Annotated in this window: 20 protein-coding genes, 1 tRNA gene and 2 pseudogenes; 13 read left to right on the top strand and 10 right to left on the bottom strand. The window is 32.5% G+C overall.

What is annotated here, in order from left to right; translation table 11 throughout:
• The first annotated feature begins 19 nt into the window (after window positions 1–19).
• The 7 genes from ACPF63_RS10400 (at window position 20) to ACPF63_RS10370 (ending at window position 6,550) form a co-directional block, all read left to right on the top strand.
• A complete protein-coding gene (locus ACPF63_RS10400) occupies window positions 20–841 on the top strand; it encodes an SDR family oxidoreductase (protein ID WP_426482950.1) in 822 nt (273 codons plus the stop codon).
• A 1-nt stretch (window position 842) separates the two neighbouring features.
• Complete coding sequence (locus ACPF63_RS10395; RefSeq protein ID WP_426482949.1) at window positions 843–1,349, top strand: hypothetical protein; 507 nt, start codon at window positions 843–845, stop codon at window positions 1,347–1,349.
• Window positions 1,350–2,110: 761 nt separating this feature from the next.
• Window positions 2,111–2,731 (top strand): helix-turn-helix transcriptional regulator, encoded by a 621-nt coding sequence (locus ACPF63_RS10390; protein ID WP_426482948.1) that lies wholly within the window; start codon window positions 2,111–2,113, stop codon window positions 2,729–2,731.
• Between the two features lie 357 nt (window positions 2,732–3,088).
• Window positions 3,089–4,003 (top strand): hypothetical protein, encoded by a 915-nt coding sequence (locus ACPF63_RS10385; RefSeq protein ID WP_426482947.1) that lies wholly within the window; start codon window positions 3,089–3,091, stop codon window positions 4,001–4,003.
• Between the two features lie 22 nt (window positions 4,004–4,025).
• Window positions 4,026–4,871 (top strand): hypothetical protein, encoded by an 846-nt coding sequence (locus tag ACPF63_RS10380; protein ID WP_209918022.1) that lies wholly within the window; start codon window positions 4,026–4,028, stop codon window positions 4,869–4,871.
• 23 nt (window positions 4,872–4,894) lie between these two features.
• Window positions 4,895–6,004, top strand: a complete 1,110-nt coding sequence (locus ACPF63_RS10375) for a hypothetical protein (RefSeq protein WP_426482946.1) — start codon at window positions 4,895–4,897, stop codon at window positions 6,002–6,004.
• 129 nt (window positions 6,005–6,133) lie between these two features.
• Entirely contained in the window at window positions 6,134–6,550 is a 417-nt protein-coding gene (locus tag ACPF63_RS10370; RefSeq protein WP_426482945.1) for a transposase, read from the top strand.
• A gap of 356 nt (window positions 6,551–6,906) precedes the next feature.
• Here the strand turns inward: ACPF63_RS10370 and ACPF63_RS10365 are convergent, their stop codons facing one another.
• On the bottom strand, window positions 6,907–7,170 hold the full coding sequence (locus tag ACPF63_RS10365; protein ID WP_426482944.1) for a hypothetical protein: 264 nt from the start codon (window positions 7,168–7,170) through the stop codon (window positions 6,907–6,909).
• An 87-nt stretch (window positions 7,171–7,257) separates the two neighbouring features.
• Window positions 7,258–8,010, bottom strand: a complete 753-nt coding sequence (locus tag ACPF63_RS10360) for a hypothetical protein (protein ID WP_426482943.1) — start codon at window positions 8,008–8,010, stop codon at window positions 7,258–7,260.
• 315 nt (window positions 8,011–8,325) lie between these two features.
• On the opposite strand from ACPF63_RS10360, the gene ACPF63_RS10355 reads away from it, so the two are divergent.
• The 3 genes from ACPF63_RS10355 to ACPF63_RS10345 all read left to right on the top strand — a co-directional run bounded on the left by ACPF63_RS10355 (window position 8,326) and on the right by ACPF63_RS10345 (window position 12,815).
• On the top strand, window positions 8,326–9,876 hold the full coding sequence (locus ACPF63_RS10355) for a tetratricopeptide repeat protein (RefSeq protein WP_426482942.1): 1,551 nt from the start codon (window positions 8,326–8,328) through the stop codon (window positions 9,874–9,876).
• Between the two features lie 232 nt (window positions 9,877–10,108).
• Window positions 10,109–10,543, top strand: coding sequence for a helix-turn-helix domain-containing protein (locus tag ACPF63_RS10350; protein ID WP_426482941.1), 435 nt, complete (start codon window positions 10,109–10,111; stop codon window positions 10,541–10,543).
• A gap of 646 nt (window positions 10,544–11,189) precedes the next feature.
• Window positions 11,190–12,815, top strand: coding sequence for a tetratricopeptide repeat protein (locus ACPF63_RS10345; RefSeq protein WP_426482940.1), 1,626 nt, complete (start codon window positions 11,190–11,192; stop codon window positions 12,813–12,815).
• A 236-nt stretch (window positions 12,816–13,051) separates the two neighbouring features.
• On the opposite strand, the pseudogene ACPF63_RS10340 reads toward ACPF63_RS10345, so the two are convergent.
• A pseudogene (locus ACPF63_RS10340) lies at window positions 13,052–14,191 on the bottom strand (DNA polymerase III subunit alpha); the annotation flags it as partial.
• A gap of 1,683 nt (window positions 14,192–15,874) precedes the next feature.
• On the opposite strand from ACPF63_RS10340, the gene ACPF63_RS10335 reads away from it, so the two are divergent.
• Window positions 15,875–16,105 (top strand): hypothetical protein, encoded by a 231-nt coding sequence (locus tag ACPF63_RS10335; protein WP_426482939.1) that lies wholly within the window; start codon window positions 15,875–15,877, stop codon window positions 16,103–16,105.
• 34 nt (window positions 16,106–16,139) lie between these two features.
• Window positions 16,140–17,129 (top strand): terpene synthase family protein, encoded by a 990-nt coding sequence (locus tag ACPF63_RS10330; protein ID WP_426482938.1) that lies wholly within the window; start codon window positions 16,140–16,142, stop codon window positions 17,127–17,129.
• Between the two features lie 154 nt (window positions 17,130–17,283).
• On the opposite strand, the pseudogene ACPF63_RS10325 reads toward ACPF63_RS10330, so the two are convergent.
• A pseudogene (locus tag ACPF63_RS10325) lies at window positions 17,284–17,813 on the bottom strand (DNA polymerase Y family protein); the annotation flags it as partial.
• Window positions 17,814–17,874: 61 nt separating this feature from the next.
• On the opposite strand from ACPF63_RS10325, the gene ACPF63_RS10320 reads away from it, so the two are divergent.
• The gene (locus ACPF63_RS10320) at window positions 17,875–18,651 is read left to right on the top strand and encodes an XRE family transcriptional regulator (protein WP_426482937.1); all 777 of its coding nucleotides are present in this window, start codon (window positions 17,875–17,877) and stop codon (window positions 18,649–18,651) included.
• 322 nt (window positions 18,652–18,973) lie between these two features.
• On the opposite strand, the gene ACPF63_RS10315 is transcribed toward ACPF63_RS10320, so the two are convergent.
• The 6 genes from ACPF63_RS10315 to ACPF63_RS10290 form a co-directional block, all read right to left on the bottom strand.
• Window positions 18,974–21,253 carry a TonB-dependent receptor domain-containing protein gene (locus ACPF63_RS10315; protein WP_426482936.1) on the bottom strand — a complete coding sequence of 760 codons (2,280 nt, stop codon included), beginning with the start codon at window positions 21,251–21,253 and terminating at the stop codon, window positions 18,974–18,976.
• Window positions 21,240–21,650 carry a MauE/DoxX family redox-associated membrane protein gene (locus tag ACPF63_RS10310; protein WP_426482935.1) on the bottom strand — a complete coding sequence of 137 codons (411 nt, stop codon included), beginning with the start codon at window positions 21,648–21,650 and terminating at the stop codon, window positions 21,240–21,242. Before ACPF63_RS10310 ends, ACPF63_RS10315 begins: the two co-directional genes overlap by 14 nt.
• Window positions 21,637–22,632 carry a hypothetical protein gene (locus ACPF63_RS10305; RefSeq protein ID WP_426482934.1) on the bottom strand — a complete coding sequence of 332 codons (996 nt, stop codon included), beginning with the start codon at window positions 22,630–22,632 and terminating at the stop codon, window positions 21,637–21,639. The genes ACPF63_RS10310 and ACPF63_RS10305 overlap by 14 nt, the downstream gene beginning before the upstream one ends.
• 871 nt (window positions 22,633–23,503) lie before the next feature.
• A complete protein-coding gene (locus tag ACPF63_RS10300) occupies window positions 23,504–23,908 on the bottom strand; it encodes a PDDEXK nuclease domain-containing protein (protein WP_426483214.1) in 405 nt (134 codons plus the stop codon).
• Window positions 23,909–23,952: 44 nt separating this feature from the next.
• Window positions 23,953–24,399, bottom strand: a complete 447-nt coding sequence (locus tag ACPF63_RS10295) for a DUF1016 N-terminal domain-containing protein (protein WP_426482933.1) — start codon at window positions 24,397–24,399, stop codon at window positions 23,953–23,955.
• 336 nt (window positions 24,400–24,735) lie between these two features.
• Window positions 24,736–24,810, bottom strand: a tRNA-Arg gene (locus ACPF63_RS10290).
• Window positions 24,811–24,939 lie beyond the last annotated feature (129 nt).

Raw genomic sequence — 24,939 nt, 5'->3', positions numbered from 1 at the left:
TAGCACCTCAATACATACAATGAGAAAAACAATTTTAATTACAGGATGTGGCAGCGGTATCGGGCGTATGACTGCCAAATATTTCCAACAAAAAGGATGGAATGTGGCAGCCACTGTCCGCTCTAATCCGGAACAAGACACAGAACTTAACAGCCTGGATAATGTACAGGTCATAGCACTGGATGTTACCAAAGAAGATACCATTCAATCTGCCGTACAACAAGCCGTTGAACGGTTCGGAAAAATTGATGTACTTCTCAACAATGCAGGATATGGCTCTTATGGTATCCTGGAAGCAACCCCTGAACAGGCTATCAGAATGCAGTTTGATGTCAATGTAATTGGGACGCTGCTGGTAGCTAAAAATATCATTCCCATCATGAGAAAGCAAGGTGAAGGGACGATTATCAATATTTCTTCAATGGGAGGTAAAATTTCTTTCCCATTAGGGACGTTGTACCACGGTTCTAAATTTGCAGTGGAAGGGTTGAGTGAAGCCCTTTCGTTTGAATTGGAAGCCATTGGTATTCAGGTAAAAATGATTGAGCCAGGAATGATCAATACGAATTTTGAGGAAACGGTAATGCAGAATATGAATGTGGATCCTACCCAGACTGAGTATGCTCCATTCCTGGAAAAGGTAATGAAAGGAATGCAGCAGGCAGGAAGCCAGAATTCGGAGCCTATTGTAGTAGCTGAGAAAATCTATGAAGCAGCCACAGATGGTAAAAAACAGCTTCGTTACATTGCAGGGGCGGATGCAGAGAAAATTATAGAAGCCCGTAAGCAGCTGAATGACGAGAGTTATTTAGCTATGATAAAACAAAGTATGGGGTTATAATATGGAAATTTTGCAAGAATTCAGTATATGGACAAAAGGAGATGAGTTGCAAGGCAAAATAATGGTAGGCATAGGACTTGTTTTAGTACTGTGCCTGCTATTGGGCTTCAAATATGAAAATCCTTTGTTAAAGGGGATGTTCATTCCTATTTGCCTGCTAACAGCTGCTTCTCTGGGGTATGGAAGTTTTATTACCTATTCCAGAACAAAACACCTCAAAACGCTTACAGAACAATACGGGAATAACCCAAAAGAAACAGTAAAAATGGCTTTGGGTAAAGCTCAAAATGACCATAAGATCTATATTATTCTAAAAATTGTTTGGAGTACTTTGCTTATTCTTTCTGTACTTATTTTTTTATTTACTGTAAAAGAATATTACAAAGGACTCATTCTTGGATTATTCTGTTTATTCGTTGGATTTTTATTGATAGAGACATTTTTACACAGCCGATTAACTCATTGTTTTGAAAATGTTTCACGACTTGATAAGCTATCCATTTTTTGATGAATCCTGGCGCCAGTGCCAGCCTGCCAAAGACATTTATATGTTTGTTCAGTTATAGGGATCACCTGTGATGAGAATGGCGCTTTCGAACTTCCCACGGTATAATTTCTGAGAATGTTATTGAAATTTATATTAAAAACTATTGAAAGAAGGGCGAAACAAGTTTTAAGTATCTATAACAGAAGCTTAAAAATAATAACAGGAAAAGTAAAATTGCTTTTTACAAAAAAAATATACTTTATCTTAATACAGTTGTTTACAAGTCTTTAATCTCGATTTTAATTGAGATTCTTAATAAGAAAACCTGTTATTTTCGGAAATCATTACAACTAATGATATGGTTTAAGTTGCTGGTATTTAATGTGTTGTAAGTGTATTCTCGTTAGTTTGAATTATAATAAATAATTGAGCAATATTTTGGTGAATAATTATCTTATTTTAGATTTTTATAAATTATTATGTTAAATTATATAAAAGAGAAAAGGCAATTGGCCACTGATGAGATTGAATATGAGAAAAGTCTTTATTTTGATATTTATACTCTTGTCCTTGTATTTATTCTTTCCTGCAATGTCATACTGAATTTTTTCTTTTTAGATCAGCCAGTGTATAGTGGTATATTCTTCGGAATGGCTCTTTTTATGTTGTGCACCTTGTTGTGGCCAGATAAGATAAGGTTTAACCGGTATCTTTTAATGCTTCTTTTCTGGTTTTTGGGATTGATTATTTTTTATTGCGATATAATAAGCGGAAACGGAGCTATGAATTATTTGTCATATATTTCTCTTACCATCGCTGTGGCATTTTTTTTTGATTATGATAAGGATAAGTATATTATTTTTATACTGGTAGCCACTTATATCATATTTTTTTTGATCAATATCATTACAGATTATTCTATATTTTCACCTCTTCATCAAAATCTTTCTCCTGTAAAGCTTTGGTATATAAGGGTTTACAAAGCTATGGAGATTTCCTTTTGTACTTTTGTTGGGATGTATATCATACATAGGAAAGAAAAAATGATCATAAAATATTATATAGAAAAGGAAAAGCTTAATGATTTTATAAAGAAAACGGACAAGATAAGCTCCTCCAATGAATTATATGAATTAGCGATGAGTAAAAACTCACTTTTTATTACCTATTTTAAATCTGAATTTCCTGAATTTTTTGAAAAGATTTTAGAAGTTTGCCCAAATCTCATTTCATCAGAACTGGAAATATGTGCTTTGTTAAAACTGAACCTGACTACAAAGGAAATTGCCATTGCAACTAATGCAACTATCCGTGCCGTAGAAAACAAAAAACATAGAATCCGTAAAAAAATTGATCTTCCTTCAGAAGCTGATCTGAATTTATATATCATAAACCATTTTTGAAACTAATTGATATTCAGTTCTTTAGTATTTTAGAGTATATGTGAGTAGGTTAGAAAGTAGATATGAAAAGAGACTTTTTAGCATTGGAACATCCTTTTATTTAATATTGCACTCATCTGGAAAATCAGATATAATTGAATTTTCTGAAACAAAACACAAATGTCTTAATATATAGCTGGGAATATTATTTTCCCAGCCCTCTCACGGGGATTATGACACATTTCTTAAAGAAATCGTATACAAATTAAAATTTATGCACTAATGAAAAGAAATTATTATGCTTTAGGGATAACTTTTTTTTCCCTTTGTAATTATGCCCAAGTCGGCATTAATACAGTATCACCAGATCCAGCAGTAATGTTGGAAATAAGGGGGCCAGGTAAAACTGATGCATCTTATATTATGAAACTGAATGATCTTGAAGAAGTTTCCTTTGCAGAAGGAGAATCTTATAATGTTCTTGGAGTGAATCAAGATTCTAAAGTTATTGCAACCAAGCTTTCTCTAGGATACAGAACTTATGGTAATCATTTGTATGATGATCCCAAAACTTCAATTACCAGTGGAAATGTTACAGGTACGAATAAACTTAACCCGCATTTTGGATGGTGGTACGCAGATGGAGTAGGTTATGGTGGTTATGGTTCGCAGGGAATAAACACAGGATTGGAAACCAATAGCGGGAGATGGATTTTGCCTTATCAGAATACTTCAGGAGCTACCATTTCCAGTGTTTCAGAAAACTTTAATATAACCATCAATAATCTGAATTCATTTTCAGACAGCAGGGGAGCTCCTGTACAGAGTTGGCAGGGACAATGGTCGGAAATATTCATGATAGAGGGTGATTCTCCTGTGGATGTATTTGTAACCAGTACACTTTCAGATGAGGCTATCAGAGAATCTCCGGCAGCATCACGAACCGGTTTACAGACTTGTCGTGCAAAATCATTAGGTCTGGTAAAGCTCAGCAGTCCCAGTTATAATGCAAGTACGGGTACTCTAGTAAATACAGCATCATCTAATGAACCTTATATTTCACTTAAAACATATAATGCTACTATGCCCAGAGTGCATTCTGGGAACTATTTCATATCTGGAGTTATCAGAAATGTAGATCCTGGTTATTATACTATTGTCCAAATGGAAAGGATGGATTGTTCAGATGAGAATTGGTTGGGGACTGGAGCTCCCAATTTAGAGATGGGATGGGATGGAATGCGTGCTGACACCCATGCATGGTCTTACAGCTTAGGAATATATCATGAATAAAAATACAATGAAAAAATAAATTATGAAAAAAAACATTTCAATAGTATTACTTTCTCTTGGTTCAGCTGCTTTTGCTCAGATAGGGATAGGAGTTACAAATCCTCAGGAAATACTGGAGGTAAAAAAAAATACACCCGATACAAACATTTTGAAGCTGGACGATGTTCCCCGAACTGCAGGTTCCTCTGTTGCTCAGCTTTATATAGATCCTGAAGGTCATGTTTATGCCTCTCAGGGATTTAAAACTGCTAACCAGCAGGTGTCTACAATTTCTTGGTTTTCAAATGGTATTAATGGGATAGATTATGGCACATCTGGTGTGCAGAGGCCTGCGAAGCTACTGAGCTCTCCCACTTCAGTTTATCAGGACTTTCCTTCGGTTAGTTATAAAGAAAATATCAATGGAACTCTTCAGGATATAAATATAGATAACGTAAGTAAGATTGTATTTACCACTGCTACCCCCAATAAAAATGTTCCTTTTGTTTATTCCCTTTCTGCTCTGGACATCCCTTTAGGAGTAGATCCCAATACCAATGAACAGGAAAGAGACGGGAGATTAACAACAAGCGATTTTGTTTTAATACGAAACTTTCAGTTTGTAACAGCGGAAGTTTTTCTCGATGGCATTGCAACGGGGATTGTTGTTACAGATAAGGTATTCAAATCCCTGGATTGGCAAACTTATTTGTCGGGAGCTGTTATGGTCTCTGCACCGGGAGAACATGTCCTTACGCTAAAATATAAACTGATGAATAATGCTCCCAGAGATCTTAATACTTATTCTTATAGTAATTTTAATTCAGGAAACCATTCCTGGACGCCTAGATTAATGTTGATGTCTTTATCAGGATGGGCAAAACCTTAATTAATTTTTTAAAAAACACTGAAATGAAACTATTAAAAAAAATCAATATAACTATGGCTGTGTTAATATCAGCTGTGTGTTCAACTTTAGGAGCTCAGGTGTTAATGTCAAATGATCCGATTAGGATGAATAGCAATCCGTCAACAAATTTCGGGTTGGAAATTGACCCTAAAACTGGAGCCCTTCCTTTAAAGATCACAAACTTTCCCTTTAAGAATGAGCCTACTCCAGGAAGCAGGCCTTTAATAATTGATGCGGAAGGAAAGGTAAAGAAGCTTAATATTGCAAAAGCTACGATATCAGATGTACTTTATAAAAAGTGGAACGTAACGGATTATAATGATTTGCAGGCTGGAGTTTATACTATTTTACCGCCTTTCGGAGGCAAGCCTAATGCTGCATATAATGCCATTACAACCAATCTTACAGGATGTATGCATAGCGGCAGCAAAACAATTCCTTTGGTAGCCTCAGGTAGTGCAGTAACCAATTGTAGTGAGCTACCCAATGGAAACACCAAAATGTCCGGGTATGCAACTGTTCCCAACACAGATTTTAATCTAAGAGTTAATTTTAATCAGAAAGTATTCATTCATGCTTTTATTTTCGGACATGTTATCCCTACTTATCTTAATGGAACTTTATCAGTTGCTACTCCCAATTACGGATATACTACAGCTGCTGCATTGAATTCAAATTACAACAGAGAATGGCTGAATTCAGGTTCATTAACTGCGGACTGGGAGAATCATGGCGGTGCATTATCTTATTCCGGAAAAAAAGATCGTCTCTATCAAAACGGAAGTGATGTGGATGGTTATGACCAGGGTGGGGCTATGGTGTTTTATGAAGTGATTTATTCTACAGATAACGGAGCTACGTGGTCACACTCAGGAATCACGTGCAATAATCGATATATTAAAGGGGTTCCTTTAAGAATAACGTTGGCCGGCGGAGTAGATATACCAGCCAATACGGATGTTCAATTTAAAATTGTTTCTCATTACCGGTTTCCGTTTTATGCACAGCAAACAACCAACGGTGTGGCTGGTGGGGAGCTTAATGATAACTTTAAATTCCTTATCAATTCAATTAATATCCTTGCGGAAAGCAAAAGACAAATTGATCTGTAACCGGATTTTAACAGTTGAAAATAGCAAAAAATATTAGTTGCATTGACCACGGTTCTGAAAAAATCAGATGCTGTGGTCATTTTTCGGATGTAGAATGCTATTTATAACAATACTTAAAATACACTTAATTTGGATTTTAAAAACATAAATATTGGAGCATTAATTAAAGAAACAGTTGCGCAGAGCGGGATAAATATGTCTCGTATCTGTAGTTTTTTCAAATGTTCCGAAGAAGAGGTTATCAGTATGTATAACGAAGAGAATTTGGATACTAGTACGCTGCTGCGTTGGAGTAAATTACTGGAGTATGATTTCTTCAGAGTTTATTCTCAGCATTTAATACTTTATAGTTTGCTTAAAAAGGAACAAAATAAAAATATAAAAAGTCAATTACCCCAATTCCGTAAGAATATTTATACTAAGGAGATGATAGATTTTATCCTTGAAAAGATCACTAAAGGAGAAAAAACCCGTAGTGAAGCTATAAAAGATTATGGAGTACCTAAAGCAACATTATACAAATGGGTGAAAAAATACAACAATTAATGGCTAGCTATAAAAGGATATATTAAGATATCCTTTCGGATAAATATCCAGAAAGAATAAATAAAATTTAAATTTTTTTTGGAAGAGCAGATAAGTTAATAGAACCTTTAATCAAAAGTATAGGTCCTACAGCACCAATGATATCTGTGAAATATTGTAATATAAGAAAAAGAATATCATAAATAAGTTGCAACTTGCCAATCATTTTAAGCTGATTAGAAATACAATAACCAATTGGAAAAACTTCTGTTATAGGTAATATAGACGGATTAAAAAAAATGTTAAATAAACAATGTTTTAAACATGAAAGGAGACCTTTTGAGTCTCCTTTCTAATACAAAATTATTATTTAAAAATTACTTTGTAAATTTACCATTTTCACCTCCTCCGGAACAGTTTCTTTTTACTTCAGTTCTGTTTTCACAAACAACAAAGCAAAGGAAATAAGTTTTTGTCACCTTGTAAGTAACATTACAGTTTCCTTCTTTTACTGTAATTAAAGTGCATACTTGTCTATAGCATTGTGCCGTTTCAATCTCTTTAGCACTGTGTGTTTTTGCACTGATGTTTGCAGTTCCTAATGTTGCAAGTAATAATCCTGCGAATAATGTTTTTTTCATCGTAAATGATTTTTAAAATGTTAATAATGAATGTTATAGTGTGTTTTGTTTTCTATAGAAATATAATTTTCGATTAGCAAGGATAAATTATTGAACAGGTATTGCAATAATATCAAACTGATCTGTAGAAGTAGCTCCAAAGGTTGCCCTTATTCCATTAGAGTCCTCAGTGTGGCAAAATAGGTAACCAACCAGATTAACAGTATAGGTACCTTCGTTTAATATAATGCTTCTGTTTCCGTTCAGGTAAAAAAGACCAAAGGCATAGTTCTCACCGCTATTGGTAAAAGGAATTCCGGAATCTATAATGTCCTTTGAGTTTAAAATCAGTTTAGCACCCATTTTTTTTGAAGTACCGTCCAAAAGATTGCCTCCATTGGCTTTTAGTATATCAGAAGCGGAAATGTTATAGGAAAATGTAACCATTGATTTTTTTAACAGCGTAAAGGTTTTTGTTGCTAAAACTGGAGTTGTAGTTAGCACTCCATTTACAGCAGATATTGTTCTGGTGGTTGTTACGGCATCCAGACCGTCGGTTCCGCTAATAACTTGGAAAGGCTGTGCAGGCACCCAATTTACGGAACCTAGTACACCATTAGCGTCAGCGACAAGAGTTTTAAGAGCTTTGAAAGACTGGTCTTTATTAATAGACCTTGTTCCATCCGGTTTAGTATAGATCACATTTGAAGTTCCGTCTGCCGGAAGCTCTCTTATTCTTTCTGTACCGTTAATGTCTAAAGTTTCGGTGGGAGTGGAAGTGCTGACACCTACACTATTGGATTGAGCGTAAAGTGAAATGCATAATGAGACTGCAAAAGCAGTCAATAATTTTTTGTTCATTTTATGTTGTTTTTTAGTTCGGTGTTCAACCTGCCTGCGATTAACAGATTTGCAAACCTACGTGTTTACCTCTGCTATAGAAAATTTAACACAAGATGATTTATGAATATGCCCTCTTTTTTTTGGAAAATATTCTTAAGAAGAATAAATCCATATATTAGGAATGATATTGTATTTAATTGTTTGATTATTAAATACTTAGCATTTATTAAGTACGAGTTGAATTATGAAAAACTCACATTGTTCTTTTGTGTAGATCAATAGGTTATGATTTAATTTGTTAACACAAACACGACTAATGATAGAAAAAAAAAAATGATTTTTTTGTTTTGTATACTCTCTTTTACAAGCTTAAAATCATTAAATGAATTCCAGATTCAAGAAGAAATTAAAAAGATTCAAAACCTTCCTGATAATAATCCCCATAAAATAATTGCTATCTCTACGGATATATATCGAATCGCGAGGAATAATGGGGACAAAAAAGGAATACTTACAATTAACAGCTTGCTTATTAATAAATATTGCGAGATTGGAAACTTTAAAAAAGCAATTGAAATAGGTAATGAGATTGAAAAATTGGCTGGTAAAAATGATACAATACTGGTTAATTCTCATAGACTTAAAGCATCTGCCTATCTTGAGCTGAATGCTAATTATGAAAGCTTTCGAGAATTAAAAAAAGCCCTTAAGACCGCAGATAAGCTAGAATCTCAGAATGATAAAAATTACATGAAAGCTCTTGTATATAAAGAATTTGTATCCTATTTCTCTCATGTGAATGCACCCATTGATTCAGTAATGTATTATCAGAATGAATGCCTGGAAAGCGCTATGAGTATTGATGATAATAAAGATTTTCAGGATAAAAAATACCAAACTTTGGCTGTTGCTTATATGAATTTGGGAATGATGAATATAGCTTTAGGAAATACTAAAGAAGCTATCAATAAATTGTCCAAAGCGTTGGGGATTTGTCAGGATGAAAAGTATCATATTCATAAAGACCTTAAAGTAAGTATACTCAATGAATTAGCATGGACATATTATGACCAGAAAAACTATGATAAAGCTGCACACTATGCAGCTCAGGCAGAAAGAGAAGAAAAAAAGGTAGGTATGCCTTATGTTCGCAGAGACATTTTTGAAATTGCTTTTAAAACATATTCATCATTAAAAAAGAAAGCACTCGCAAGAAAATACACCAATCTTTACATTCAGCTCAATGACAGCCTTGTAAATGTAGAGAAAAATGTAGCGGATATCAATGGGGAAAAATCTATAATCGGAAAACAAGAGGATAACACGGAAAGGAAACAGGATAATATTGTAATCTGGATTACTCTTGCTATTCTTCTTCTTATAATCTGTATCGTTGTATGGAAAAAGTTATATAAACCATCTGTTGTTGCAGACACAGGAAATGGTACGGCAGAGCCAAATGAACCTTTGAAAGTTCCCCATGAAAAAAATATAAATATACCTGACTATACAACGAGGTCGATCTTGGATAAGCTTGCCAAATTCGAAAAATCTCAGAAATTTATAAAAAAAGACATAAGTCTCAGCTCTCTGGCCAGCGATCTTGATACTAATACGCGATATCTCTCGGCTATTATAAAGCAGCATAAAAAGAAGAGCTACAGTAACTATATTAACGGGCTAAGAATAGCTTATATTAAAACGAAACTTATTGAAGATCCTATTTATAGAGAGTATAAAATAAGCTATCTAGCTGATGAATGCGGATTTTCATCAAGAGAAGTTTTTGCTGTTACTTTCAAAAAAGATACAGGAATTACTCCTTCGTACTTTATCAGCAGTTTAAATGATAAGTCTATACAGGATGGTCTTTCATTGGACTAATTCTAATTTTTTTGACAAATAATAATATATGTTAATATGATTAATTGATGCAGTCTGAAAGAAAGGCTGCAATCACTTATCGTGATGTATTCAGAATTTATTACCAGGTTCTTTTTTCTGTATTAACCTAAAGTCATATTGTTGTACTTTAAATAGATCCAGTGATATACATTTAGATATAAAATATTTAACCAACAGAATCAATGGACAAATGATAAAAACAAACGAACTTATGATGGATTTAAAACAAATTAAAATTGGGCAATTACTTGAGAACAGTGTAAAAGAAAATCATATAGAAATAGAACGTTTGTGCAGCTTTTTTAATTGTGAGGCTAAGAATATTGAGCAAATGTATGGTTCAGATACTGTAGGTACGGATATTTTAATCAAATGGTCTGAGCTATTACAATATGATTTTTTCAGATTGTATTCCCAGCATTTGGTTTTATATGCTCCTCCGGCTGCTAATGGAAATAGCCAGACAGGAACCAAAAAAAAGGTTGAGATTCAAGAACTTCAGTTTCGTAAAAATATTTATACAAAAGAAATTATAGAATTTATTATCAATAGAATCAATAAAGGGGAAATGACCAGAGAAGAGGTCATCAGTAAATACCGGATACCCAAAACAACCCTTTACAAATGGCTGAATAAGTATAATTAATACAGAGAAGAATATAAATGATAGACTAAATGTTGAACAATAATATTCTTTTGCTGAAATATTGAATATGTTAAACAACACATATAGTTTAATTTCTATATGGTTTTAGAAGTTATAGTTTTTAGGATTGAGCAGCTTGCCAATAATAAAATAACCAAGGTATCCTATGTTTTACAATAAAAAAACAAACCTTAAGCACAATAAGTTTCTATTGAGTTTTAATAGAAATTTTGATTAACATAGCGTGAAGTAAATAGAGTGTAAAGGAAATTAGGAATTATTGTAATTTCAAAGACCTTCATCAATATAGGAAATGATTTTTTCCGGTGTTATGATATTTGTACCAAAAGTGTTGATTTTGAGATTAGAATCAATATAAAAATAATCTCATTACAGCAATTGTCTTACCAACATCTATTGTTCTTTTTTATACTTAATTTACATTAGATTATACAAAGATAATCACGGTATTCGATTTCTATTCAGAAATTATAATGAATCAAAACGGAGTTTTGTGATTTTATCTGCTTTTAATTGAGTATGTCAATTGTATTTTGTCGTGTGATAACTTCTGAAAATGTAACACAAAATTTAAACTAATATTTTTAAATTAATGTTTACCTTGTAAGTTATAAAATTAGTAACGATGAAAAATTTTATCTTCTTCATATTGTGCTTCTTTTTTATAGATATCTATTCGCAATCTTTATCTGAAAAGGATTTGGATAAAAAAATTAATGCGCTAAAGGAACTAAGTCGTACAAATCCTAAAAAAACGATTGAGATTTCAATAGAATGCTATAATTCAGCTAAAAAAATTGATTATAAAAAGGGGATGCTTAGCAGTATTATGATTCAACTGACAAAGTATTTTGATGTGGGAAATTTCAAGAAAGTAATTGAACTTAGCAAAGAAGCAGAACTTCTATCAAACAGCATGGAAGATCTGGAAAATTTATCAAATACATTTAGACTCAGAGCCTCAGCATATACTGAATTGGGTTTCAATGAAGAAAGCTTTAAAAGTTTTAATAAAGCTTTAGAAATATCTGAAAAAATTAAATCTTCTGATTCCAGATTTTATTATAAATCTCTTATTTATACTGGGATGGGAACCTATATGGCCCATATTAACACACCTATAGACTCTGTAATTTTTTATCAACAAAAAAGTTTAAATGAAGCATTAAAAATGACCTCCGATAAAAAAAATCTAAACAGAAAGTATTACTTAATTTCAAGAGCTTATATGAATCTTGGGATGACAAGTGTAGCAAAAGGAAACCTTAAACAAGCGGAAGAGCATTTTACCAAAGCTTTAGAAATTTGCAGAAATAAGAATTACTCAATAAATATACAAACCGAGGTATTGGTTTTAAATGAATTTGCATGGCTGTATTTTGATCAGAAAAACTATGACAATGCCATACAGTACGCTAAGGAAGCTGCTATCATGGAAAAACAGTTCAGTTTCCCATATATCCGTAGAGATATATATGAAGTTATGTTCAAATCCTATGTAGAGAAGGGAAATAAAGGAAAATCTTCCGAGTACATGGAGAAATTTACCAAGTTGAATGATAGTATTGTAAATGCAGAAAAGAAAACGATCAATACCCCTGTGAATCATATTTTGTCTGAAAAAGAGAATGATAACCGAAGCCTGATGAATAGAATGATGATAACGGGTGCTGGTTTACTTGTGCTTTCAATGTCAGGAGGGTGGATTTATTGGAAAAAAAGAAACCATACCTTACATCTAAAGTATGAGAAGATCATTGAAAACTTAAAAAAATCAGAATCTGCTGAAGAAAAGAAGATATCAGCTGAAGTTCTGGTCATAGAAAATAATGGATGTACCACTTATCCCAATGAAAAAACATCAGGTCTTATTATTAAAAATGATACTATAAATAATATTCTGTTGAAACTGAATAAAATTGAAAACTCACAGAAATTTATAAGAAAAGATTTTACCCTTACATTTCTTGCTAGTGAGCTGAATACAAACCCCAGATATTTATCTGAAATTATAAAACAACATAAAGGAAAAAGCTATAATAATTATATTAATGGTTTAAGAATTGGCTATATCACTAATAAACTTTATAAAAACCCTATATATAGAGAATATAAGGTCAGTTATTTAGCAGAACAATGTGGCTTCACATCCAGAGAAGTTTTTGCGGTTATTTTTAAAAAAGAAACGGGAATGACTCCTTCTTATTTTATAGGGCAACTAAAAAAAGAAAATACAATGTATTTGCAATAGTTATTTTTACTATTTTAATTTCTATTTATTATTAATTTCCATCATAACTAAATAACTATACAAATTTCAAGTTTTATAATTTTGTAAAGAATAAGTCTTCAAAAACAGTGAAGTTTACCAATTTTGAATTTGATCTGCTATAATATTTATTTTATCAAATAACTGTAAAAAAATATTCCGAAAAAATAGAAATAATTATTATTAATGTGCTGTTAACATGAGTAATTGATAATAGTTTATGTATTTTTCCGCCTTGGCAATCCAATTTCATGTTCCTGGGGATAAGGTTTTCTAAAAGTCATACTGACATCCTCATGCAGATTACGCTGGGCTTCCAATGATTTTTCTTTATCCATTGAATACCTGGGATCAGGAATGAAAGGCATTTTGGCCATTTTATGAATGGTAATAGTAGGAAAATGAAAATCGACCTCTACCGTTCCTGATAAGAGATAGCAGCCTCCTCCCTGAAAAGGATATTCTTCAAGGCAGTTCGGAAAATGAGCGGTATCAAAATATTCTCCTTCAGCATCAATCCAGGTACCGAAATACATCGATCCTTTTTTGGTGGGAACATGCTTTCTTGAAATCAGATAGGCCAGCATTTTAACCTGATGTTTATGAAACTTTAATAGATCTTATACCCAAACAGAGCCTCTGTATCGGGTTTGTAATAAATCAAAAGGGCTGAAAGAAACAGGAAATCCTAATATTTCTATTTCATCAAAAGCATCTTCAAACTTATTTCTTTCTATGGTGGGAAGTTGATAATCCTTTTGAGGTTCTTCCAGTAAAGTTAAATGCCTGAAAGGAACCTTATTATTTCCCAACAAAAATCTTGATTCAATGAGCAGTTCATGTTTCTGTTTTCCGGTAAAGCGGAATGCCCCGATAAAGATTAGAATCTGCAATGTTTCGATGCCGATAGGAATCCTTTTGACAAAGTTTTCAAGAGAGGTATACTCTCCATTCTGAGCTCTTTCTTCAGGAATCAGCTGTGCTAACCTTGTCTCCAGTTTTTCAATATGAATAAATCCCAAATAAACATACGAACCATAAACCGTTGTCTGGTATTTACTTAGATTGATACAGGGATTATGAATTGCAGCTCCCGACATCCGAGCTTCATGATTGTAGACTTCGGTTCTGTAGAAACCTCCGCCGTTATTGATAGCGGAGACCATGAATTCAATAGAGTAGTAAACCTTGAGATATAAGCTCTGATAGCTTTCCACTGCATAGGAAGCGGAATGTGTTTTACAAAATGAATAACCTGCAAAAGATTCGATCTGCCGGTATACTTCCATGGATAACTGTTCAGGATGCCCCAACTTTTTACATGATTCAAAGAAATTATCCTTTACTTTCTGTAAAGCCAATTTTACCTTGTCGTCAATGATATCTAAACCTCTCTGTGAGAGAATATTAAACTTTTCAAGGTCAATCTTTTCTGCGATATACATATCGAACTGTACAACCGGAAAACTTTTGGGAGGCAAAATGGTTAATTAAAGAGACAGATAAAAACAATTGTTTGAAAATTATATATTAAACAACCAATTGAAGGAAGCATAGCTCATATTAAATAGTAAGGGATGGTTATTGAAAGATGTTGCTGAAGGTTTAGAAGGATTAAAAGCTAAAACTAATGATGAACTCTTTCATTTAGTCGCGGATAACTGGATTATGGGTTGGAAAAATTCTACATTCTTAAATGGCAATTATTAGAGCCTTTTTGATCTATTAAAATTTTAGATTATTATTTTTTCTTAAACCATTTAAACAAAAGGATGAAAATAAGTACAGCAGCAACTACAATAATCATATTTCCTATTGTATGGTCAAAGTGTAATCCACGCTTATATTCCACGTTGAATGAATAGATTATCTTAATGAAAATTAAAATAATTATAATACTCGTAAAAATTTTTATGGTTGAGGATTTCATTTTTTCAGATGTTAAAATTCTATTAATAAAAAAACTAAGGATTAAGAATTGAAAAAATATCATTATTACAGAGTTTTTAAACAACCAATATTAATGTGTTGTGTACAGTTATCTCAATTCAAAATTTATTGGTAATTTATTAAAAAAAATCAGAATAGACGATAAAGAATTAAAAACATCATTAAATGTCATTGGGAATACTGCAAAAAAGCCACATTACAATTATTAATGGGGTGTATGTGGATATGGATTACTGTATGATAAATCTTTGTATTTTAGGCTAATCAATATTCTGAAAAAAAGGTTGAGTTTGTAATATTGTGTATTTGGGTAAGAATGAACACTATTAAATAGAAAATTATGTGGCAATATTATCTCCATATTGGGTGCAGTATCGTAGCCGTCAAACAACTGATCCCGAAAAACCCTCGGGTTGTTTATCAGTTTGTTGAAATTTAAGAGGACAAATGAGTTATACAATAGATTTGACTGTAATAAACTGTTTCATAGGTGGTTGTATTTTTAATTCGAACCAAATCAAATTCAAATTAATTCAGTGTACAATTGTTTTTATCGATTTATAAAGTATTTAGTCAAAATATAATTATGTAATATCGAATAATAACCTACTTTAGTATTTCAAAACTAAACCAAAAAACATTACAATATGAACAGTGAGAATTTTAACACAGTTGAACCTCTTTACAAACAAATCAGGTATCCTTCCCAACATTAAAAAATCCCCACGCGAACAATCACAAGAGACTACTGATAAACAATGGATCGATGGGGAATATCTGTGGCTTTATGAGCAGAATCCTGGCTGACCTTCGTAAAAAGTAAAAAAAAACAAACCTTCATCGTAGTGTGACAAAATGTATTGCTTTATGTGAGAATTCTATGCGTCTCTATCCCTTTCTACAACTTAAAGAAGTAGAAACCGGAATAATTTGCCATCCGGAGATACACAAGCATTCTGTGATTAGTCGTTTACAAACACTGGCTTGTCATCTTGTTACTTTTTTCAATGAGGTACAATCGGTAATCAACGACGAAGCTACCTACAGCATTTATTACAATATTGTAAAAAGTAATTCAGCATGAGCACCAGATGTCCTTGAAAGAAGCTTGCCTTGAAGATCTGCGCCTACACAATGAAGACCTGAAAGCTTCTCTTCCAAATTTTGGGATATGGCAGGATACAGTAGTCAATTGGGTACACTATATGAGCATGGTTCTAACCAGTTGGAAGAATATATCCACAAAATTAGACCGCTATAATGCTATGGACTATGAATTTCCAAATGCAGCAGAACTCAAGAAAAAGCTGAACCAAATATAATATTACTAATTAATCATTTATAAATAAAAATAATATGAAACCAGAAAACTTTAATCCAAGGGACTATCTCCCATTAAACTATTACCCTTGGCCCAATTTGATTAACCCACATGTAGACAGAATAGGAAAAGAAATGGATGATTGGATTGATAATGACTATATCTTTTTATCAGAAAAAGTAAGGGGAAAATACAAACGGCAAAAACAACATTATTGTATGGCGCGAATGATACCAACCACAAGTTACGAGCGTGCTGTGCCTTGTCACAGGTTTATACACTTTTATGATACACTTGACGATCAGATGGAATTTCATACGGTTGAAGAATCGGAGCCAATACTGGAACGGTTGATTACAATATTAAAAGGAGCGCAGCCTCTTGCTGACGAAAATGCTTTTTTTCAACATACAGCCCTTTTCAGAGATGAATTTCTAGCCTTTATGCCTGAAATATGGTTAGAGCGTTTTACGGAAGCTTTACATCGTTGTTTTAAGTATGGTATTCAAGCAGAAGCTCCATATAAAGGAACCTCAACTATACCAAGGCTTGCTCAATACATGGTGATACGTGAATATTCCGTTAATATGCTGCCATTTTTTTATCTGGTAGATGTTGAGGTAAATTTTGTTTTACCAAAATTCATTGAAGAGCATCCCATTATACAAAAATTAAGAACATTGGCCGTTAGAATAATAGCATGGCAAAACGATATCCATTCTTTGCCAAAAGAACTGCTTTTGGATACGGAAGTGTTTAACCTTGTTATTGTATTACAGCATGAGTACAACTTATCACTTGAAGCAGCCCTCACCGAAACCATGCGCATTCACGATGCGGACGTAGCCGAATTTATTATACTGCAAGAAAATTTACCCGACTTTGGCATATACCAGCAACAAGTGCATGATTATATAAAAGCCATAGGAATTATGATACAGGGAATAAACACTTTCTACATTGTAGACACCTCGCGCTATGTACCTGATGGTTTTGCATGGCCGGAAAGAAATAGTAATGAATGATATGAAAAACTTAAAAATATCATAGCCACACAAGAGTCTTGAAATTGCCTCACTAACAGGGCCAGAGTTTTGGAGAGTCTTTATTGTTTGGAAATAAAAACTATCCTATGAATACCACCGCAAAGACTGACTGTAGAATCTTGAAATTGCCAAAAACCAATAGCGGGTTCAAGAATGATTTAATGTCAGGTTGTTTTACTTCCAGTCTTCCGGTAGGCTTCGATTCTCCTGTCCCTATTTTGGAGACGGTTTTATTGGCAGACAAAGCAAAACTTATCGGTAATCCTGTATTTTTCTGTACACTTTCAGCTATTTCATGGGTCCATCTATAACAACCAAAAAACTGATCCATTCCGGAGAGATCCAGATAAAATTCATCAATACTTGCTTTTTCGAGGACAGGAACTTTTTCCTGAATAATTTCGGTTATCATATGGGACATATTGGAATACATTTCCATATCTCCCTTAATTACTTTAGCTTCGGGACATAGCCGTAAAGCCATTTTAATCGGCATGGCACTCCTGACCCCGAAAAAACGGGTTTCATAAGAGCAGGACGCCACTACACCACGCGGTCTCCACCTCCTATAATCACAGGCTTATTCTCTAGTTCAGAGGTTTTCAGCCTTTCACAGGAAACAAAGAACGTATCCAGATCCATATGTACAATTGCTCTTTCCATGTGACAAAATTAGTTACGTTTTGAAACAAATTATGTATTTTTGTTGTCTAAAATTGTAACAATGTCAAAATTTTCTGATAACATCGTGTTTTTGAGAGGAAAGAAAAATATGACCCAGCAGGAACTGGCAGATCTATTAATTCTTACCCGATCCAGATATGTAGCCTATGAATATGGCAGAACAGAACCACCTATTGAAATATTGCTTAGAATTTCTAAATTCTATAACATTAGCATCGACCTATTGCTGACTGTAGATGTCAGAAAATTTTCTATCGATGAACTTATGGAGCTTCCTGACAATAGGATTGTTCTGCCTATAAGGGTTGATCAGGATGGAAACAATCAGATTGAGATTATCCCCCAAAAAGCTTCTATGGGTTACTTAAATGGCTATGGAGATCCGGAATACATAGAAAGTCTGGATACCATATCATTACCTTTTTTAAAAGGTGGTAAGTTCAGGGCATTTCCAGCCGATGGAGATTCAATGCCTCCTTATAAGAACGGAATCTATATTGTAGGAAAATATGTAGAAAATCTTTCGGACTTGAAAACGGACAGAACGTATGTTTTCATTACCACCAATGATGGTATCAGTTATAAAAGATTTCAGTTTCATGAAGCAGATGGTATATGGGTGAAGGCTGACAATCAATTTTATGAGCCTTATAAGATACCATTACCTGAAATTAAAGAAATCTGGGAATTTGCCTGTAGTATTAATACCAAAGAATATGAACCTGATGAATTTTCAGAACATCATATTCAAAACTTTATCACAGAAATTAAAACTGATATTAGACAGATCAAAGAAAAAATTGGAGATAAGAATTGAATTCATTTTGAGTACATGGCATAATTAAAAAACTTCTCCGAAGGGAAGTAAAAACACAAATGATGAAAAAAAATTATTCCGTAGAAACGGAATAAGACAAAGTTAAATGATTTAAAGAAAAATTACAATGAGTCATCTTAGTTTATTTGATGCAGAAGAGTTGTGTGAGTTTCCAAAAGATCTTTTATTATCGCTAAGTTATACAAATCATAAAACTTCAGGTACCGTGGAAACACAGAAGAACTAGTGAATTAAAGATTCAATATTTTAAAAATCCCTTGATATTAATTACCAAGGGATTTTTAGTCTTATAGTTTAAAGTTTATTCTGTCCTATTTCTTTCATAAGTTGTATTTTTACTTGGTTTGGTTTTCGCTTTTCCTATTTTATATGAAAAGCCTACTGTTAAGTACCGATTGTCTGTGTAGTTATTTATTGTATTATCATAGCCATTATAGTAATACATTCCCTTATCTCTTTGTTGTCTAAACAAGTCACTAAAAGTTAAATTGAACTGCATTTGTTTCTGTAAAAGTAAAATCTTTACACCACCAGCTAAATTTGCTACATTTCCAAGATAAGAGTTAATGGAATTCGTCGGCAGACTATGGAGATAAGACAGGTTTAGGAAAACAGTCTTAGACTTATTGAGATAATAATTATTATCAATATAATAATAAAAAATAACTCCATTTCTAGGAACGAATGCATCGTTTAGAATATTTACTTTTGAATAGGAAATATTGGTCATAATACTTGATTCCAGATTCTTAATTTTATTGAAGCTATATCTTATATTGATACCAGTGGTGGTAAGGTTGAAGAAGTTTTCAAAATAATCAACCTGATTATCACCATCAAGCTTAGTAATGTTACTAAACATATTCCTGTTTTCAGTTCTAAATAGTAATATGTTTAGATTCTTCAATGAATAGTTTAATTCTAAACTGTTGGTGAAGAATGATTGTAAATTTGGATTGCCGGTTTGGTAATATTTATCTGAATAATAGACCCTAAAAGGATCTAAGTATCTAAAATTAGGTCTATTCACTCTTCTTGAATAAGACAACGAAATTCTACTGTTCTTGCCTAAGTCGTAGTCAGCAAAAATGGAAGGAAAAAAACTATTTTTATTTGTCTTGTTAATGTTCTGTGTTATTACATTAAAGAACTCATTTTGATAGTTTTCATATCTTAATCCTGCTTTTAAATTGATTTTCTCAGATAATTTTCCAGATGCCGAGAAATACATGGCATAGATTGATTCTTCGAAGTTTGTATTTCTATAGCCCTGGTTAAAAAAATAATTTTGTTCGTTTTTTACAAAGGTGGCCTTCGCACCTGTCAACAATTCAATCTTATTTTTTAAAGGGAGTGTAAAATCTATTTGTGGAGATAAGATGCGATAATTAAATTTATTATTATTGTTTACAAGATCACTATTTGAACTTTGTAAGATGTCATTATTGTTAAAAAAAGAAGTTGCTGAAATTTCGACTTTCTTACCAAGTGAATCCAATTTATATGTTCCATATAAGTTTATGGTTGTATTAAAGGTCTTTTTTTTGTTGTCAATAGTTGATTGGCTGTTACCAGAATTATAAAATAGGTTTGTACTATTATTTTCAACAGTTATATCACGCAAATCAAAGTCCAGACCAACTTCCAATTTCTTTGAAATGGCATAGTTTATTCCTGTATAAAAACTTAAGCCAGAGTTTTGATTATTCTGTTCAATGTCTGATTCATTGAATCTTTTTCCATTTTTTTGTATAAGAGAGTAACTTGTATTAACTCTTCGTTGATCTGTATAATTTAGCCTTGATGTTATTTGAAGTGAATTCTTGTTATAGGATAAGTTCAAACCATTTAAAAATCCTTCACCTTTTCTTTTAGTGTAAGATGATGAGTATCCAATACTGAATAGATTAGTAAGATCCTTTTTTGTTAAGATATTGATGACACCAACAGAACCTTCTGCATCAAAATTAGAAGAAGGGTTTGTAATCACTTCAATTTTTGATATTGAATTTGATGGTACTGTTTTTAAGTAATTAATCAAATCCGTTCCTTCTATGTAAGTCCTTTTATTATTTACTAATAGCAATAGTTTACCTCTGTTAAGAATATTGATTCCTTGTTCACTAACTTGGACCATGGGAACTTTTGAAAGGACTTCAACGGCGTCAAACCCATTGGAATAGATGCTTTCATTGACATTGAAAATTATTTTGTCCAATTTTCTTTCAATTACCTTATTGTTTTTTTCGACTACGACTTCAGCAATATGGTAAGAGTGTCCATTTAGCATAACATTTTTTATTGTCTTTTCATGTACAATATCAATAGGTTCCGAATAAAGTAAGTTTTTATTACTAAATATTTTCAGATAATAAGTTCCAGTCTTGATATTATTAATAGAATAATAACCCATTTTGTCGGCATTGACCGTATAATTATCAGATTTGTTAGCAATAGATACTTTAATATCTTTTAATTGACTTTTATCATCTTTTGAAACTATTCCCGAAATAGATTGAGCATTTAAAAAGGTTGTAGAAGTGAGGAGAAATAATGATATAGGTAAGTTATTTATCTTCATATTTAATTATAGCATAAATATTAATTGTGATAAAGAATGCATTCACAGAAACATGCAGCCAATAAGGCATTGAGTTGAATATTCCCCCGCATGAGCATCCGTCATATAAAGAAAAGTTGTTTACAGCAATTAAGTAAATTGTAAAAGATACCATTAGAAAGAGAGAGAAGTACAATCCTTTAATGAACTTATTTGGGATTAATAAAGCAATTGCAATGATTTCAGATAGGGGAATCAAGTATAGTAAAATTTCTTTATAATTATAAATTAGTTTTGATTTACTAAGTGTTTGTTCAAAAACATCTCTATCAACTATTTTATGATAACAAGTATAAACATAGAGTAGGATGAGGAGATATCTTATTATTTCAATTGGTGTTATTCTATTTGATTTCATAGATATTTAATTTGTCTTTCCCTAAGACGTATAGTTGGTTTTCTCGTACGGTGATTTCTCTTGGATGTATTGTTTTATCTTCTATGTGATAACTATATAAATATTTCTTTTTCTCAATATCATAAACGTCAATGTAATATTTATCTTTTGTATCCCAAACACCTGATTCGTTGGTTAGAATGTATAGATTTTTATTTGATATATCCGCATAAATATTTGGATATAGATTATTAGGATCTACCATTAGCTCACCATTTTTCATTTTGGTAAGATTGAACTCTTTTTGTTGAGATATTAGTTTTAATTTATCAATGAAGTGAAAGTTAGAATCGAAGAAAAATACCTCATTTGCAGCATAAGGTATAAGGGCAATTTTATCACCAACCTGTTTAAGCACTCCATCGTATAATACTCCGGTGTTTTTGCTGAAGTTGTTAAAGGCTTTATTCTGAATTTGTTTTAAGTTGCCATTAGTTAAATTATACTCATAAAACTTCATAATTAGGTCACTACCCCAGGAAGTAAATAGAAAAAAATCATTTGTTAATACTCCTCTGGCAATTGGAATATTTAGTTGATGTGTCTTTTTTAGAGTCCCGTTATTGTAAAATATTAGAAGTTGTTTTTTAGCATTATTTACTACAAGGAATTCGTTCTCATCTGTTCTAAAGTAATTTCCAATTATTAAGTTGCTATTTAGAGATGCATATTTTTCAATTTTACTTTTGTCTTTATTAAATTGATAAATGTTTCCTTGGTTTTCTTTAGCCCAAGAGATAAAAAATAATGAATCATTCATTATCTTTAAGATATCATATTGGTTTCCCAACTCTTGTTGCTTTATCGTTTGGATCGATTTTTTTAGAATTCTTTCAGTATCAAGTTTAACCTTAGTCTTATTAGTAATTGATGTGAATAAAAAGACTGTAATAATAATTACGGATACAACCAATATTGATAATATATTTTTTAGCTTTTTCATATCTAAAAAAGGCTTTTTCCAAGATTGAAAAAAGCCTCTCATTTTCTTTAAGAGTTATTAAAAGTGCATTACTCCAGGACTTGAAGCACATACACGGCTTCCTCCACCACATCCACCATCACCTGGCTCCATTGTGTCCTCATCTTTAAAACTTGATGCTAGTCCCATAACTCCTAGTACACCTAGGATAAAAAGAATTCTTCTCATGATTATTGTTGTATTTAAATTATTAAACAGGTCAAAGATATGCCTATTTATGGTACTTAGCAAGTATTTTTGCTTATGTTAAATCTTTTGTTGGTGAATAAATAATAGTAAATTTTTATTTTTTTTGTGGTATCAATATATTATTTTAAGATGAAGTATATTTTTTGTTTTAATAATTGTATATGGGTTAATTTAATTTATTTTGAAATTATTTTTAAATCATGCGTAGAATGCTTTAAACACTGGTATGTTGGACGAATATTTTAGAATTTAATTATTGCTTTATTCTCTTATTTTGCTTTTTATGGCTAAAAAATAAATTTAGGTGGTGTTTTTTTTATTAATATTATTACTTATCACAAGCAGATATATAATGTGACCAAAATGGCTCTGTTGCCTGGCGTCGGGATAAGGAAAGCCGTTATGGAAAACATCTTGTCATTGCATCCATCAGTCTTGGACAAACCAGAAACTTTGATTTCAGAAAAAAAGACCATCATCAGAGTAAATATAGTCTGCCACTGGAGGTTTCGAAGCGTATTTCAAATTTGTTAAGTCAGAGCATTTCGAATGATGATGAGAGCATATCTTCCAGTTACAAAGATGGTCTTGAAGGTGGGAGTTTGTTTAGGCAAATTCCCCTTTTGTTATTAATAAATTTCAACTAAGATCTGTTATCAAACAATTCGTGCAGCTTTTTCTGCAGAGCCTTTTTGTCGGGAAGTTGCGTTTTGTATTCAGAAACCATTGTCGGAGAAAGACTTCTGCTCAGCGCATATTCTACTACTTCGCTGTCTTTGTCTTTACAAAGCAGTACGCCGATGCTTGGATTTTCGTTCTGACGTTTAACATCCCTGTCCAGCGCTTCCAGATAAAAGTTAAGCTGACCCAGATGTTCCGGTTTGAATTTATCTGCTTTCAGTTCAAAAGCGACAAGGCATTGCAGCCCCCTATGGTAGAATAAAAGATCGATATAAAAATCAGAGTTTCCTACCTGTACTTTGTACTCTTCGCTGATAAAAATAAAATCCCGTCCTAACTTCAGGATAAAATTTTTCATCTGCTCAATTAAACCTTTTTGGAGATCATTTTCATTGAATGTTTCAGGCAGATTTAAAAAGTCAAATTAAATGTATTGGCGATGTCGGCATTGGTTTCTCTCAACACTGTTGAGAGTTTTGAATTTCCAATCATCGTTCTTTCAAAAAGACTGCTGGATATCTGTCTCTCTAACTCCCGGAAGCTATAATTTTCCTGTTTGGTCAACTTGATATAAAATTCCTTTTCCTCGATTGATTTACATCTGGAGAATATGAACAGATTATGAGACCAGCTGATTTCTCTCAACAGTGTTGAGATTTTTGGAAATTCCTTGTAAGTCTCATAAAACTGCTTCATTCTCCAAAGATTCTTATCCGAAAAACCTTTTAGTTCAGGTTCATGAGTCTGGATAAACTGAGAAAGTTCTTTAACCACAGATTGCCCCCATTCACTCAGCTCTACCTTTTTGCTGATATACTCACTCACCAATATTCCAGTATAGATCGATGAGTTCCTCATTGACTTTTCTTATCGCATTATTACGAGACTGTTTGATGAGCTCAATAATATCTGTGAACCTTTTATCCATGATTTTTTTTGAAATTCCTTACAAATTTACAATTATTTATACAGGAATTCTGACTGGCACACGGTTCTTTAACAGCCAAAAGAGTCCATCCACTGCCATTCCTGTAATTCACTACCTAGACTCGGACATCTTTGTCATCAAGCCTGTAAAGTGCGGGTTTCATAATCAAAAAATCTATTCATTATGAAAAAATAAAGAAAAAAAATTCTGTATGCTGTTTTACCATTGGTAACAAAAAAATGATAAGAAAACAGCTTATCCCTGTCTGGTAGCCCCATCAGGGATCGAACCTGAATCTAAAGTTTAGGAAACTTTTATTCTATCCATTGAACTATGAGGCCTGTTCTAAATGAAGCGTTTCTTGCTTCTTTAAGCCGTAAGCTATACGTTTGCTTATGAAGAATTAACGAAATTGATTACATCTTTGTTGCCTTTAGAATATAAAATTTAAATAATTAAACCTTTGTGCG

This window comes from Chryseobacterium sp. R2ACT005 (genome assembly GCF_049949215.1).
Classification (GTDB): domain Bacteria; phylum Bacteroidota; class Bacteroidia; order Flavobacteriales; family Weeksellaceae; genus Chryseobacterium.
This window is presented reverse-complemented; position numbering and strand designations above follow the sequence as displayed.

Excerpts from the sequence above, each read along its gene's own strand:
- ACPF63_RS10375 (WP_426482946.1), top strand. The coding sequence starts at position 4,895 with ATGAAACTATTAAAAAAAATCAATATAACTATGGCTGTGTTAATATCA.
- ACPF63_RS10305 (WP_426482934.1), bottom strand. The coding sequence starts at position 22,632 with ATGAAAAAGCTAAAAAATATATTATCAATATTGGTTGTATCCGTAATT.
- ACPF63_RS10365 (WP_426482944.1), bottom strand. The coding sequence starts at position 7,170 with ATGAAAAAAACATTATTCGCAGGATTATTACTTGCAACATTAGGAACT.
- ACPF63_RS10390 (WP_426482948.1), top strand. The coding sequence starts at position 2,111 with ATGAATTATTTGTCATATATTTCTCTTACCATCGCTGTGGCATTTTTT.
- ACPF63_RS10400 (WP_426482950.1), top strand. The coding sequence starts at position 20 with ATGAGAAAAACAATTTTAATTACAGGATGTGGCAGCGGTATCGGGCGT.
- ACPF63_RS10330 (WP_426482938.1), top strand. The coding sequence starts at position 16,140 with ATGAAACCAGAAAACTTTAATCCAAGGGACTATCTCCCATTAAACTAT.
- ACPF63_RS10335 (WP_426482939.1), top strand. The coding sequence starts at position 15,875 with ATGTCCTTGAAAGAAGCTTGCCTTGAAGATCTGCGCCTACACAATGAA.
- ACPF63_RS10320 (WP_426482937.1), top strand. The coding sequence starts at position 17,875 with ATGTCAAAATTTTCTGATAACATCGTGTTTTTGAGAGGAAAGAAAAAT.
- ACPF63_RS10395 (WP_426482949.1), top strand. The coding sequence starts at position 843 with ATGGAAATTTTGCAAGAATTCAGTATATGGACAAAAGGAGATGAGTTG.
- ACPF63_RS10350 (WP_426482941.1), top strand. The coding sequence starts at position 10,109 with ATGATGGATTTAAAACAAATTAAAATTGGGCAATTACTTGAGAACAGT.
- ACPF63_RS10295 (WP_426482933.1), bottom strand. The coding sequence starts at position 24,399 with ATGAGGAACTCATCGATCTATACTGGAATATTGGTGAGTGAGTATATC.
- ACPF63_RS10385 (WP_426482947.1), top strand. The coding sequence starts at position 3,089 with ATGTTGGAAATAAGGGGGCCAGGTAAAACTGATGCATCTTATATTATG.
- ACPF63_RS10345 (WP_426482940.1), top strand. The coding sequence starts at position 11,190 with ATGAAAAATTTTATCTTCTTCATATTGTGCTTCTTTTTTATAGATATC.
- ACPF63_RS10310 (WP_426482935.1), bottom strand. The coding sequence starts at position 21,650 with ATGAAATCAAATAGAATAACACCAATTGAAATAATAAGATATCTCCTC.
- ACPF63_RS10360 (WP_426482943.1), bottom strand. The coding sequence starts at position 8,010 with ATGAACAAAAAATTATTGACTGCTTTTGCAGTCTCATTATGCATTTCA.
- ACPF63_RS10380 (WP_209918022.1), top strand. The coding sequence starts at position 4,026 with ATGAAAAAAAACATTTCAATAGTATTACTTTCTCTTGGTTCAGCTGCT.
- ACPF63_RS10355 (WP_426482942.1), top strand. The coding sequence starts at position 8,326 with ATGATTTTTTTGTTTTGTATACTCTCTTTTACAAGCTTAAAATCATTA.
- ACPF63_RS10315 (WP_426482936.1), bottom strand. The coding sequence starts at position 21,253 with ATGAAGATAAATAACTTACCTATATCATTATTTCTCCTCACTTCTACA.